The sequence below is a fragment of the Bacteroidia bacterium genome, assembly GCA_041391665.1.
Lineage (GTDB): Bacteria > Bacteroidota > Bacteroidia > J057 > J057 > JAGQVA01.
Window position 1 is genome coordinate 1003602 of sequence record JAWKNO010000002.1, and the last position, 13493, is coordinate 1017094.

The window sequence follows — 13493 nt, forward strand, 5'->3', positions numbered from 1 at the left end:
TTATATGACGGTTATTCTTTATTACAAACGCTCTCCGCACTTATGGCAGAAGCGTGCGTTGGGTTTGCTGACGGTATCACATTTGGGACATACGGCCAGTGATTCTTCCGGCGATTCATCTGCCTCGAATTTACGGTAATTGATCCCATCGTCAAATATATTCGGGCGTTTATTGAGACGAAACCTGCCATCGGTAGCCTGATTGTCTTCTCCTTCCATAGGAAGGAAAATCGACAAACCCAGATATGCCAGCAGACCAATCCCCGAAAAGAAACTAGTCACAATAAAAATCAGTCTGAAGATAATGGGTTCCACCCCAAAGTATTCGCCCAGGCCTGCACAAACCCCCGTCAAGCTGCCGCGTTTTTTTTTGAGTTTAGCGTTTGGGTTGGGTGCGGGGATTTTGAATGGCAATTTGAGATTTGCCAGGAATGAACCTTTTTTCTTGGAGATAGGGTCAATTCGTCTCATAGCTGGAATATTACCGGATTTAGACTGTAAGTGCAAAAAAATTCGACCAATTAGTTATTTTTACCGCCCTTATACAGCCGTTTTCATTCTTTGGTTAAAGACTTTCCAGATTTGCCAAAGACGGAAAATGCGAACTGGTTATTTTATTTTTCCTTATGATTGATCTCAGAAGCGATACCGTTACCCGTCCGACCCCGGCCATGCAGGAAGCCATGTTTCAAGCCGTAGTGGGCGACGATGTGTTTGGCGAGGATCCCACCATCAATGCCCTTCAGGAGAAAATTGCCGCGATGTTTGGCATGGAGGCAGCCCTGTTTTGTCCGTCGGGAACCATGTGCAACCAGATTGCCATCCGCATCTCGACCCAGCCACAGACAGAGGTAATCTGCGATCAGTATTCCCATATCTACCTGTATGAGGGCGGGGGAGTAGCTGCGCTTTCGCATGCATCGGTACGGCTGTTGCCCGGCGACCGTATGCGGCTGACTCCACAGCAGGTCGAAGACAGTATCAATCCTGAAAATATCCATTTTCCCCCGACGGCACTTGTTTCACTGGAAAATACCTGTAACAAGGGCGGCGGCAGTTATTACACCCTGGCGGAGGTGGCGGCGATCAGCGAAGTGTGCCGGAGGCACGGACTTCGCCTGCATATGGATGGTGCGCGCATCTTCAACGCCCTGGTCGCCAGCGGCGACAAAGCAGAAGATTACGGACAGTATGTCAACACCCTGTCTGTCTGCTTATCCAAAGGACTCGGCGCGCCGGTAGGTTCGCTGTTGTTGGGCAGTAAAGCCGACATCAAAAAAGCAATCAGGGTGCGGAAGATGTTTGGCGGCGGGATGCGCCAGGCAGGGTATCTCGCTGCGGCGGGCATCTACGCACTCGATCAACATATCGCCCGCCTGGCAGACGACCACAGAAGGGCAGCCAGGCTGGGAGAAACCCTAAGCCGCCTGAACTGGGTGGCAGAACTGCTGCCGGTGGAGACCAATATCGTTGTTTTCCGCCCGGATACAACTTTGATCACCCGCGATGGAGTAGTTGATGCACTCAAAGCAAAAGGCATACGGGTTTCCTCCTTCGGCAACGACTGGATACGGATGGTCACCCACCTCGACGTAGACGACGCCGCGATAACCCGCGCCGAGGAGGCGCTGGCGGGGATAAAATAACTTTGTCAGGCAAAAAACCATTCGTGTAAATTCGTGTCATTCGTGGCTATTTATGATTTGGCTTGATGAAGTCAGCCACGAATAACACGAATGACCACGAAAATCAGCGCAAAACCCATTCGCGTAAATTCGGGTCATTCGTGGCTATTGATGATTTAGCTTGATGAAGTCCGCCACGAATCCCACGAATGCCCACGAAAATCAGCGCAAAAATCATTCGTGCAAATTCTCGTCATTCGTGGCTATCTATGATTTGGCTTGATGAAGTCAGCCACGAATAACACGAATGACCACGAAAATCAGCGCAAAAACCATTCGCGCAAATTCGTGCCATTCGTGGCTATTTATGATTTAGCTTGATGAAGTCAGCCACGAATAACACGAATGACCACGAAAATCAGCGCAAAAACCATTCGCGCAAATTCGTGCCATTCGTGGCTTATCCGATTAGGGCAAATCGTCGATTAAAAATCTTGAAAGACTATTCTTTGTTTTCCCAGGAAGGAACCACAAGGAGCACAAAGGCAACCACAAGGGACACAAAGAAAACATCCACCTTAGTGCCCTTCGTGAATCCCTCGTGTCCCTTGTGGTTAAACTTGTCTCATCCGCCAATTCACTCCAACTCCTTCAAGGCATTTTGCACCCAGTTGAGATTTTTCTGAAATTCTACATAAGCAGGAAAAGCTTCGGATAATTCAACAAGCAGTATTTGAGAAGACAGATAATATTCTTTTGCCTTTGGTATGTTCTGGAGTTTGTTTTTATGAAACCATCCCAACCATTGATAAGATAAGGCCAGTCCGTTTTTAAAGGACACGTTGTTGGGGTAGGCCTCATAGAGTTCTTTTTCCAGCTGTTTGTATTGTTCGAAGAAAGCGAGTGCGCGGTCGAGTTGTCCGAGTGCGGTGTGGGTCTCGCCTAATTTTTCGTACGAAATGGCCAGATTGTTTTTAAATTCCACGTTGTTGGGGTAGGCCTCATAGAGTTGCTCAAACAGCTGTGTTTCATCTTCGTAGAAAGCGAGTGCGCGGTCGAGTTGTCCGAGTGCGGTGTGGGTCTCGCCTAATTTTTCGTACGAAATGGCCAGTGAGTTTTTAAAGGAAACGTTGTTGGGGTAGGCCTCATAGAGTTGCTCAAACAGCTGTGTTTCATCTTCGAAGAAAGCGCGTGCGCGGTCGAGTTGTCCGAGTGCGGTGTGGGTGGAGCCTAATTTTTCGTACGAAATGGCCAGTGAGTTTTTAAAGGACACGTTGTTGGGGTAGGCCTCATAGAGTTCTTTTTCCAGCTGGTTGTATTGTTCGAAGAAAGCGCGTGCGGGGTCGAGTTGTCCGAGTGCGGTGTGGGTCTCGCCTAATTTAGCGTACGAAATGGCCAGTCCGTTTTTAAAGGACACGTTGTTGGGGTAGGCCTCATAGAGTTCTTTTTCAAGCTGGTTGTATTGTTCGAAGAAAGCGCGTGCGCGGTCGAGTTGTCCGAGTGCGGTGTGGGTGTTGCCTAAGAAATTGTACGAAATGGCCAGTCCGTTTTTAAAGGACACGTTGTTGGGGTAGGCCTCATAGAGTTCTTTCGAAATCTGGAGGTCTTTTTCGTAGAAAGCGCGTGCGCGGTCGAGTTGTCCGAGTGCGGTGTGGGTGTTGCCTAATTTAGAGTACGAAATGGCCAGTCCGTTTTTAAAGTCTGAATTTTCCGGATCGCTTTCGCAAAGGCGGGTGGAAATCTCTTCATACTTTTCAAACCAAGCCAATGCCTGAATCAAATCCCCGGTGGCAGTGAAATAGGCTCCCATCCGCTCACAAAGAATGCTTGTGTTATGGTAAGGCGCTTCCAACCCCTCTACCACGGCTGCGGCATATCTCACCCAAAGGGCTGCTTCTTCGTAGGTGGTATTGACCAGATGACTGATGCCACCTTCATACTTTAGCTTTTCCAGCAACACCCCGATCATTCCCTTACAATCCTCGTACAGGTCTGTATTTTTCTTCCGGGTGATCTGCTGTACGACGGGGCTGATTTTGAAGGAGGTGGTTTCTTCGTTGTATTCGAGCCAGCCTTTTTGGCTGAGGGAAACCAGCGTCTGATCCAGTTCTGTCTGACCGGGACAGAGGACTTCCAGTTGAGCCAAAGGGATCTGCTCCGCAGGCAGGACGGCAAATATCGAAAGCAGGGCCACTTCCTCCCGGCTCAGACCTCCCAGATCGTACATGGCTTCGATGATGGCTTCGGGTTTTTCTTCCCGCAGTACGTCCTTACTCTGGTAGCCTGTCCGCACCGCCCGGCTCTGGCTCAGGGCCAGTACGCCTCTGCTTTGCAGGTCTGCCAGCAAGTTGGAGAGGGTGTATCGGGTTTTGAGTTTGTTGAGAAGGGCCAGGTTTTTGGCCAGGAGTTCGATGACGAGGGTATTGCCGCCGGTGGCGGTGCGTATCTGCTCAAACAGCCCATCTTCCGAAGGCTGGTGTTTGGGGTAGTATTTTTGGAAGAGTGCCAGTGCTTCGGCAGCGGGCAGGCCTTCGATACGGAAGGTCTCCGCCTGTTCAAAATCCGACACCCGTGTCGTCAGCAGGAGGTGGAAGTTGCGGCAGCGGGAGAGGCGGAGGTAGTTTTCTTTCAGGTCTTCGACCTCATTGGCGTTGTCGATGACCAGGAGGCAGGGGCGGTTGAGTTCGGCCATAGCGGCGAGAAGGAGGTCGAGGCGTTCGTCAATCGGCATCCGGTCCTCAAAGGTAATCCCGAGTGAATGCGCCAGTCGAAGCAGGGCAAAAGCGATGCCGGACTCACTCAGCAGCCAGGCGGTATGGGCGTAGTCGGCTTGAAACTTGTGATAATACCGCGAAGCGAGCGAAGTTTTGCCAATCCCACCCCGGCCATTGACAAGGAGAAGCAGCCCGGCGCCGGAGGAGAGTTTCTTGCGAATGGTTTCCATCTCTTTTTCCCTGCCGATAAAAACTTCAGACAAAAAGGGTGGAGTAGTGAGGTGGCGGGGGATTTTTCGGTCGCCAGGATAAACGATCTTTTCAATATAGGTACTATTGTCCCCCATATTAATTTGGCGGTCGATTTGTTTTTTATCTCCTCCGACATTGTCTCCGCTTCCGGTGTGTGATGGATCAGGCATGAAAACTATTTATCTTTCTGAAATATAAGCGAAATTTCTGATTTTTGGCAAAATAGTTGGGGATTAGAGGTGCTTGTTGATTCCCGGCCAAATTATATGACTACTATAAAATCAGCGCAAAAACCATTCGTGCAAATTCTCGTCATTCGTGGCTATCTATGATTTGGCTTGATGAAGTCAGCCACGAATCCCACGAATAACCACGAAAATCAGCGCAAAAACCATTCGCGTAAATTCGCGTCATTCGTGGCTATTGATGATTTAGCTTGATGAAGTCAGCCACGAATAACACGAATCCCTCAAAAATCAGCGCAAAAACCATTCGCGCAAATTCGCGTCATTCGTGGCTATTGATGATTTGGCTTGATGAAGTCAGCGACGAATAACACGAATAACCACGAAAATCAGCGCAAAAACCATTCGTGTAAATCCGTGTCATTCGTGGCTTATCCGCTTTGGGTAAATCGTCGATTAAAAATATTGAAAGACTATTCTTTGTTTTGCCAGGAAGGAACCACAAGGGGCACAAAGGCAATCACAAGGGACACAAAAAAAACATCCACCTTCGTTTCCCTTCTGGTTAAAATTTTTCCAAAAAAAAAATCCCTCTCGGAAAAGAAAGGGATTTTGGTGTACACACAGAAGGACTCGAACCTTCAACCTCCTGATCCGTAGTCAGGTGCTCTAATCCATTGAGCTATGTGTGCTACTGAATGTGGGCACAAATATAGCTGGTGAATCTGTAATAATAAAATTTTTGCTGAAAAATTGCAGATCAAATTTCTACACTTCTCAATATCAGGTCGATACAGTCGCCAGACGTCACTTCTTCGGCTTCTGCTTCGTAGTTGAGGATGATCCGGTGGTTGAGTACGTCATGAGCAATGGCCTTGATGTCCTCGGGCAGTACATAACTCCGCCCCTGCAAAAAGGCATGTGCCTTGGACGCCAGGTTTAATGCCAGACTTCCGCGCGGCGATGCGCCAAATTCAATATACTCCTGCAATTTCGGGATGCCGTATTGCTCCGGATATCGGGTCGCCATGATGATATCTATGATATAATCCTCCAGCTTTCCGGAAAGCTGGATGTCGTCAACGATCTGGCGGATCTCAAATATGTCCTCCCTGGAAAATACTTCATCAATATCATGTTTGCGGCTGGTTTTGGCCATCCGCTGCATAATGGCTTTTTCTTCCTCTTTGGTTGGGTAGGAGACAAATACCTTCATCATAAACCTGTCCACCTGGGCCTCTGGCAGCGGATAGGTACCTTCCTGGTCGATGGGGTTTTGGGTAGCCATGACCAAAAATGGCTGCTCCAGGGTATAAGTTTGGTCGCTGATGGATACCTGATGTTCCTGCATGGCTTCGAGCAATGCACTCTGCACTTTTGCAGGGGAACGGTTTACCTCATCTGCCAAAATAATATTGGCGAATATGGGACCTTTTTTGACTTCAAATTTCCCTGTAGTCTGGTTGTAAATCAGGGTGCCGATCAAATCGGCGGGTAACAAATCGGGGGTAAACTGTATGCGCATGAAGTCCAGCTTCAGCGCTTTTGCCAATGTGCTGATCGTAAGGGTTTTGGCCAGTCCCGGTACCCCTTCGAGAAGAATATGACCATTGGTAAACAGCCCAATCAACAACCGGTTGACCATTTTCTGCTGACCAATTACTACTTTTTCCATCTCTTTCAGCAGCAAATTTACTTTTTCTCTTTGCCGTTGGAGCGCAGGATCCAGCGCACTTTTGCCCTGAAAAGATTTTTCCGTGAATAGACTCATTGACAATTCCTCTTTTCTTCGATTAGTTACCTGGTTCAATACATGCTGAACCTTTATTTCTCTCAAAATTAACCAACCTTTGCGAGATTTTTAGCATGTTTCAGGGATTGCGGCAATAATTAAGCCATGTTCGGTCATAATCTTTGGTTTTGTTTGAGACGGCCTTAGATTTTTTTACCTTTGAAACTGGTCTGGTGGTAAATGTTGCCGACCTTTTGATTTTTGCAAATTTTCTGTGGTATGAACCAATCGCCCCTGATTCCGCCGCTATGGTCTCCTTCTGTGGAGTTCTTTCGGTCATCGCGTATGTATGATTTTGTTGAATGGCTTAAAGCCGAAAAAAGGCTTGAATTCGCTAATTATGATGCACTGTATGCGTGGTCGGTCGTGGCTCCTTCTGATTTCTGGGAGTCTGTGTTTCTGTTTTTTGAAATTGTTTATGCGGGGAATTACAGCAGGGTAACAGATATTCCAGACTCAGGCATGATTGGCACAAAATGGTTTGAGGGGATAAGGGTTAATTATGCCGAACATATTTTCCGAAATCAGACGCCATCCCATCCCGCAATCATCTTTCAATCGGAAAATTCTCCTTTGGTTGAAATTTCGTGGGACGAACTAACGCTGAAAGTGGCCTCAATGGCTGATTTTTTGCGAAAGTCGGGGGTAGTTCCCGGCGACCGTGTGGCTGCTTTCCTTCCCAATGTCCCTGAAGCGATAATTGCTTTTCTCGCTACCAATGCGCTGGGAGCCATTTGGTCAAGCTGCTCGCCTGATTTTGGTACAGCCAGTGTAATCGATCGTTTTTTTCAGATCGAGCCTAAAATATTATTTGCCGCTGACGGTTACCGCTACAATGGCAAATCTCACGACCGGATGTTAGCTGTTGAAGAACTGGTTGAAGCGCTGCCTTCGGTTGAAAAACTGATTTTCCTGCCTTACCTTAATCAGAATTCCGCTCCTGAAAATATCTCTGATTCGGTTCTGTGGTCAGCGACATTTTCCGGCAATCCTCCTCCGTTGTCGTTTCATCGCATTCCTTTTAACGATCCTTTGTGGATTTTATATTCTTCCGGAACGACCGGAAAACCGAAAGCAATTACGCATAGTGTTGGGGGGTGTTTGCTCGAACACGTCAAGGCCCTCGGCCTTCATCAGAATGTAAAACCCGGCGACCGTTTTTTCTGGTACTCTACAACTGGTTGGATGATGTGGAATTACTCGGTTGCTGCGATGCTTACGGGGGGGACTGTCGTCATTTACGATGGTTCTGCGGGGTATCCCGACCTGAATGTACTGTGGGATTTTGCAGGCAAGGCAAAAGTGAACCATTTTGGGGCAGGAGCCGCATTTTATATAGCCTGTATGAAAGCGGGTTTGGATCTTCGCGATTCGGTGGCGGCACAGTATCTGGAATCTATGGGTTCTACCGGTTCGCCTCTGCCGCCTGAAGCCTTCGAATGGATTTATCGCGCCATAAAACAAAACCTCTGGCTCATATCTTTGAGTGGCGGGACGGATGTGTGCAGCGGTTTTGTCGGTGGTTCGCCGAATCTTCCGGTATATTCCGGTGAAATTCAATGCAGAATGCTGGGCGCAAATGTCCTTGCACTGGATGAGTCGGGCAAACCGGTTATTGGTGAATTAGGTGAAATGGTCATTGTTTCTCCTATGCCTTCCATGCCGATATTTTTCTGGAACGATCCCGGAAATGAGCGATATTTTAACAGTTATTTTGACATGTATCCTGGCTTATGGCGACACGGCGATTGGATTAAAATCACGGAACGCGGAACTGTAATCATCTACGGAAGGTCGGACGCAACGCTCAACCGGGGGGGAGTCAGAATCGGAACCAGCGAGGTGTACCGGGCGGTGGAGAGTATTCCGGAAGTGAAGGATTGTATGGTGATCTGCATAGAAAAAGAAGGCGGGGAGTTTTTTATGCCGCTTTTTGTGGTATTGGAAAATGGGGTGGAACTGACAGACTCACTGAAAAGCCAGATCAACCAGGCCCTGAGAACCCAGTTTAGCCCCAGGCACGTGCCGGATGCGATTTTCCAAACCCATGAAATCCCCTACACAATCAGCGGAAAAAAGATGGAAACACCCGTAAAAAAAATACTCATGGGAACGCCCCTTCCGCAGGTTGCCAGTAAAGATGCGATGAAAAATCCTGATTCACTGGATTATTTTGTGCAATTTGCCAACACATATAAAAACCGATGATCCGGAGGAAAAGTACACCATATCTCCTTGCTTTCGGCATATTTTCAGGCTTGCTGTTGACGGCTTGCCATGACCAGATTTCTTCACATTCGGCTCTGTTCCGGCATATATTTGCCAATGATTCTGCTACTTTCCGCGGGACCAATATCGGCGATATGATGAGTCATGTAAGGGAAGTAGAATTGCCCAATAGGCCTGAACATGACGATAAACTGGGTACCAGTTATTTTATCCCCATTGACTCCGCGACAACTATGCTGGTGGATTATTACTCTGATAATATCCGCAATGAACGGTCGCAGGAACGCGTAGCTTCTATTGTTGCAAATATTTCGCTCAATGATGAGGTGCAGACCGCCCAGCTTTATAGCGAAATTCAAACCTATTTCAACAGCAGCTACGGGATATACAGCGGTACTTATGGAGATTACTCCTGGAATGCGGGCACGCGATATACCCCGGAAATGGAAGTGCGGCTGCTGCTCGCTGAAAATAAAAAGGGAATCACCCTCAACTTTGTAAATACCCTGCCGGAATATCTGGCCGATTCGGTGGCGGTTCCTTTTAAGGTGCAAGCTGGCATCGATAGTATAAAACAAAATTAATATCAATTTCGATGAAAATATATACCAAAAAAGGCGATAAAGGCGAAACCTCTCTGTTGGGTGGAACCCGGGTTTCTAAAGCAAATCTGCGGATAGAGGCGTATGGCACCCTGGACGAACTCAACGCATGGATGGGGCTGGTCGGCGACCAGGCGCCTGCGCTGGAATTTGTCTCGCAGATTCGCCAGATACAAAACAACCTGTTTACCATTGGTTCCATTCTGGCAAGTGATCCGGACAAATCTGTTTTCAAGCTACCCGAAATAACAGAAGCCGATATCCAACTGTTGGAATTGTCGATGGACAAAATGGAAGAAAGTCTGCCCCCCTTAAAAAACTTTGTGCTTCCGGGCGGGCATCCCGCCAATTCTACGGCACATGTCGCGCGGACCGTTTGCCGGCGCGCAGAACGCAGGGTAGTAGAACTGGATTCCCAGTCACCAGTGGCACCGGTGATTATCACGTATCTCAACCGGCTGTCTGACTGGCTGTTTGTCCTTAGTCGCTTTTTTTCTCATTCTACAAAGGCACCCGAAATAACCTGGAACGGTTGATGGTATGAAGAAAATTTTTGTTATAGGTGCAGGTCGCTCTGCTTCTGATCTGATTGAATATCTGCTTCACGCTGCAAGGGAGAATGATTGGGAAATTACAGTAGGTGATTATTCGGAAGCTCTCGCTCAGGAAAAAACCGGTAACCATCCCCGCGGAAAAGCAATATTTTTTGATGCCAATGATCAGGAAATGCGTCGTCAGCAACTGATGCATGCTGATCTGGTGGTTTCTTTTTTGCCGCCACATATGCATGTTCTGATTGCCCGTGATTGTCTGGAACTCGGATGCCATCTCGTTACAGCTTCCTATCTGTCTCCGGAGATTGCAGCCATGGATGAGCAGGCAAAACGAAAAGGGCTGGTTTTCCTCAATGAAATGGGCGCCGACCCTGGGATTGATCATATGAGCGCCATGCAAAATATCGATCAGATCAAAGAAATGGGGGGCAAATTGCTGGCGTTTAAGTCCTACTGTGGTGCATTGGTCGCACCTGAATCCAATGATAATCCCTGGGGGTATAAATTTACCTGGAGTCCGATGAATATCATTGTCGCAGGCCAACATACCGCCCGTTTTATTGAAAGGGGAAAACGCCGGTATATACCTTACCACCGGTTGTTTTCTTCTACGCAGGCCATTGAAATTCCCGGCTGTGGCACTTTCGAAGCCTATGCCAACCGCGACTCATTGGTTTACCGGGAAAAATACAGATTACAGGATCTTCCCACGATGTACAGGGGAACCCTGCGTTATCCCGGCTTTTGCGAAGCATGGAACGCGCTGGTCAAATTGGGAATTACGGATCCTTCTTATAGTTTGCCCGATTCTTCCCGCCTTTCTTACCGGGAATGGGTCGCAGCGTACGTGCCGGCAGCAGATGACAACGACTTTGAAAAGGCCTTAGCCGATTATCTAGAGACGATTCCCGGCAGTCCGCTCATGCAAAGGCTGGAATGGGCAGGCCTTTTTTCAGAGGAGAAAATTTCCCGGAATAATGGTACACCGGCAGAAATTCTGCTTGATCTGCTGCTCGACAAACTTTCGTTCCGGCAGACAGACACCGATATGCTGGTCATGCTCGATTATTTTGAATACCAACTGAATGGGCGTATGTTTGCCCGGGAGTCGTCCCTTGTAGCTAAAGGATTGGACCCGCTGCATACGGCCATTTCCCGAACGGTAGGATTGCCTGCCGCCATGGGAGTAAAATTGATTCTTCAGGAAAAGATCCGGTCTCGCGGTGTGATGCTTCCCCTTCTGCCGGAAATTTATAAACCGGTGCTGCAGGAACTCGAAAGTTTTGGAATATCGTTCGTGGAGCGGGAAAAGGAAATTTCAACGACAGTATAATGAAAAACGAAATCAGGGTAGGACTAACCGTTTTGGCAGGAATCGCCCTGCTATATCTTATGATTGCCTGGGCCAAAAGGATTCATTTTTTTGCACCCGATGAGACATTATATCAAATAAAGTTTGACCAGGTAAGTGGCCTGCTTGAAGGAGATGCGGTGAATGTAAGAGGATATCTCGCGGGCAGGGTAGTGGATATTCACCCTGAACAGGATTTTATGACAGTATCGGTTAGCATTGACCAGCGGGTACAATTGTTTCAGGATGCACATGCGGAGATTCGGATCAAAGAACTTCTGGGAGGAAAAATGATTGAAATATTTCCGGGAAATGAGCGGATACCCTTTGACTTGAGTCAGTTTATTCCCGGTAAAACTTCCCCCGATTTTGCAAGTGCGTTTTCGGGTTTTGGGGAAATAACCGGTAGTGTTGATATGGCCGGAATAAACCGGATTATTGGCCGGATGGATACCCTTATGGGCAATATCCAGGCCTTTATGGGGCAAATGGATTCACGGGAAATCTCGAAACTTACCGCAGATTTCTCCACCACGGCCACCAACCTGAATTTGTTGCTTTCAGATTTGCGAAGAAGTGGTCTGATCAATTCTGTAGATACTACACTTACCGCAGTGAATCATCTCATGGGAAAAACCGAGCCCCTGTTGACCCAACTCGAAGCAGTTTCCCGCTCTGCCGAATCCACGCTTGTTCCCCGCGCAGACTCATTGCTCGGACAAATGGAAACCACACTGAATAACCTGAACAAAACCATGAGCGCCGTGAATGGTGTGATGGAAGGCCTCAATGATGACAATAGTATCGCCGGAAGAGTGCTGAGCGATCCGAAGTTATCCGCACAACTGGATACCACTTTGTACAATCTTAATAAAGTATTGGAACAAATCCACTCTAAAAGGGTGATTGTAGGGCTGAGAAGGAAAAAGAGCGAATAGGCCCGATAAAAATCATTTCCCTTCGGCATCCTGTACCAGGCCGTCAAATAACCAATTGGCCATGAGTTGCCGGTTTGCTTCTACTACCAGCCGCGACTGATCCGTTCGGTTTTTGATATTACCCAGTTCAATATAAACTGCGGTGGGCAAGGTTTCCCTGAGCATATGAAGGTCTCTGGGGGTAACTTTCCCTTCATACCCTCTTCCCTTGCGAAACTCGTCATATTTGGCTTTAATCATGTCATACAAAGTGGTCGCAAAGGTTTTACTTTCTATATCATCTACCCGATGATAAAAATACATGTCGATCTGCTCTGTGCGGTCATCCGAATCAACATGTATAATTACCAGCCGCTGATAGCGTACGCCCTGATTCTGGTTTTTTTCAAAAAGCATATTCACCTGGTCGGAGCGTTGGAAAAGCCGGTCTGATTGCCCGGCGGGAATTCTCTGATCTACCCAAAGCGTTTCGTCCTTGTCGCAGGGAAGGATTTCCCCTTCGCGGATGCCGTCATTTTCATCACGGGTGATGATATACACCGTCGCCCCGTGGGCGAGGAGGCTGCGGGACAATCGCAACCCTACGTCGTAAGCGTATTCGTCTTCACACAGACTGTGAGAATTGTAAGTGCCAATAGCCCCGGGATCAGGACCGCCGTGCCCACTTACGATATAAAATACTTTTCCGCTAAGCCGGGTACTTTCGAGGGGAACCCGTGAATATTTTTCCCCGAAAATATCGTAAGTACCTCTGAGCGGTACGCCTTTCGCAGGTTTGTTCAAAGTAGCGGTTTGGGTAATGGCCGCTGCTTCCACCTCCTCCAAAGGTACTGACTCATTTTTGCAGTACATCATGTGATAGGGCACCCAAAGTTCTTTGTTATCTCGGTAATCGCCGGTTTTTAAGCCAGACTTCACCATAACCTCGTTGTACCTTTGTACTTCCTCAGCCCATGGAAGATCGTTGACTCCGGTGGTTGTCCGAATACTTTTTCCATTATAGGTATAAAGAAAAATAGGGAGTTTGTACTCCCGTCCGTTTTGTAATCCCTGATTTTTTTTCAGTCCGTTGATTTTCCTGAATTGTTCAATGTTGCACGGGGTTTTTGCTTTGTATTTGTCCAGAATGGAATATACGCCGTCTCCCGGTCCGGCCATGGCCTGAACATATTCTGGCGCGTTTCCGTGCACTTTTGCGAAGAAAAATGTCAATAGTAAAAGAAAGAAGATCCTGTATAACCGCATTTGTTG

10 protein-coding genes and 1 tRNA gene are annotated in these 13493 nt (G+C 47.8%); 6 read left to right on the top strand and 5 right to left on the bottom strand.

The features are described 5' to 3' along the window. Window positions 1–21: 21 nt before the first annotated feature. The gene (locus tag R3D00_15820) at window positions 22–471 is read right to left on the bottom strand and encodes a PspC domain-containing protein (protein MEZ4774654.1); all 450 of its coding nucleotides are present in this window, start codon (window positions 469–471) and stop codon (window positions 22–24) included. Window positions 472–626: 155 nt separating this feature from the next. Here R3D00_15820 and R3D00_15825 point away from each other — a divergent pair, with 155 nt between their 5' ends. Next, on the top strand, window positions 627–1646 hold the full coding sequence (locus R3D00_15825) for a GntG family PLP-dependent aldolase (protein MEZ4774655.1): 1020 nt from the start codon (window positions 627–629) through the stop codon (window positions 1644–1646). A gap of 616 nt (window positions 1647–2262) precedes the next feature. Here R3D00_15825 and R3D00_15830 read toward each other — a convergent pair. The 3 genes from R3D00_15830 to R3D00_15840 form a co-directional block, all read right to left on the bottom strand. Then, window positions 2263–4761, bottom strand: a complete 2499-nt coding sequence (locus R3D00_15830) for a tetratricopeptide repeat protein (protein ID MEZ4774656.1) — start codon at window positions 4759–4761, stop codon at window positions 2263–2265. 633 nt (window positions 4762–5394) lie between these two features. Then, window positions 5395–5468: transfer RNA gene (locus R3D00_15835), tRNA-Arg, on the bottom strand. A 68-nt stretch (window positions 5469–5536) separates the two neighbouring features. Next, window positions 5537–6547 carry a MoxR family ATPase gene (locus R3D00_15840; protein MEZ4774657.1) on the bottom strand — a complete coding sequence of 337 codons (1011 nt, stop codon included), beginning with the start codon at window positions 6545–6547 and terminating at the stop codon, window positions 5537–5539. Between the two features lie 240 nt (window positions 6548–6787). Between R3D00_15840 and R3D00_15845 the strand changes: the two genes are divergently transcribed. From R3D00_15845 to R3D00_15865, 5 genes are read left to right on the top strand one after another with little or no spacing between them, the layout of a single operon-like run. Then, window positions 6788–8776, top strand: coding sequence for an acetoacetate--CoA ligase (locus R3D00_15845; protein MEZ4774658.1), 1989 nt, complete (start codon window positions 6788–6790; stop codon window positions 8774–8776). Continuing rightward, entirely contained in the window at window positions 8773–9381 is a 609-nt protein-coding gene (locus tag R3D00_15850) for a hypothetical protein (GenBank protein ID MEZ4774659.1), read from the top strand. Before R3D00_15845 ends, R3D00_15850 begins: the two co-directional genes overlap by 4 nt. Window positions 9382–9392: 11 nt before the next feature. Next, window positions 9393–9935 carry a cob(I)yrinic acid a,c-diamide adenosyltransferase gene (locus R3D00_15855; GenBank protein ID MEZ4774660.1) on the top strand — a complete coding sequence of 181 codons (543 nt, stop codon included), beginning with the start codon at window positions 9393–9395 and terminating at the stop codon, window positions 9933–9935. Between the two features lie 4 nt (window positions 9936–9939). Continuing rightward, on the top strand, window positions 9940–11286 hold the full coding sequence (locus tag R3D00_15860; protein ID MEZ4774661.1) for a saccharopine dehydrogenase C-terminal domain-containing protein: 1347 nt from the start codon (window positions 9940–9942) through the stop codon (window positions 11284–11286). Then, window positions 11286–12242 (top strand): MlaD family protein, encoded by a 957-nt coding sequence (locus R3D00_15865; protein MEZ4774662.1) that lies wholly within the window; start codon window positions 11286–11288, stop codon window positions 12240–12242. The genes R3D00_15860 and R3D00_15865 overlap by 1 nt, the downstream gene beginning before the upstream one ends. 12 nt (window positions 12243–12254) lie before the next feature. Here the strand turns inward: R3D00_15865 and R3D00_15870 are convergent, their stop codons facing one another. Beyond that, on the bottom strand, window positions 12255–13487 hold the full coding sequence (locus R3D00_15870; protein ID MEZ4774663.1) for an N-acetylmuramoyl-L-alanine amidase: 1233 nt from the start codon (window positions 13485–13487) through the stop codon (window positions 12255–12257). Window positions 13488–13493: the final 6 nt, after the last annotated feature.

Coding starts and splice junctions, on each gene's coding strand:
- R3D00_15820 (MEZ4774654.1), bottom strand. CDS start 471: ATGAGACGAATTGACCCTATCTCCAAGAAAAAAGGTTCATTCCTGGCA.
- R3D00_15825 (MEZ4774655.1), top strand. CDS start 627: ATGATTGATCTCAGAAGCGATACCGTTACCCGTCCGACCCCGGCCATG.
- R3D00_15830 (MEZ4774656.1), bottom strand. CDS start 4,761: ATGCCTGATCCATCACACACCGGAAGCGGAGACAATGTCGGAGGAGAT.
- R3D00_15840 (MEZ4774657.1), bottom strand. CDS start 6,547: ATGAGTCTATTCACGGAAAAATCTTTTCAGGGCAAAAGTGCGCTGGAT.
- R3D00_15845 (MEZ4774658.1), top strand. CDS start 6,788: ATGAACCAATCGCCCCTGATTCCGCCGCTATGGTCTCCTTCTGTGGAG.
- R3D00_15850 (MEZ4774659.1), top strand. CDS start 8,773: ATGATCCGGAGGAAAAGTACACCATATCTCCTTGCTTTCGGCATATTT.
- R3D00_15855 (MEZ4774660.1), top strand. CDS start 9,393: ATGAAAATATATACCAAAAAAGGCGATAAAGGCGAAACCTCTCTGTTG.
- R3D00_15860 (MEZ4774661.1), top strand. CDS start 9,940: ATGAAGAAAATTTTTGTTATAGGTGCAGGTCGCTCTGCTTCTGATCTG.
- R3D00_15865 (MEZ4774662.1), top strand. CDS start 11,286: ATGAAAAACGAAATCAGGGTAGGACTAACCGTTTTGGCAGGAATCGCC.
- R3D00_15870 (MEZ4774663.1), bottom strand. CDS start 13,487: ATGCGGTTATACAGGATCTTCTTTCTTTTACTATTGACATTTTTCTTC.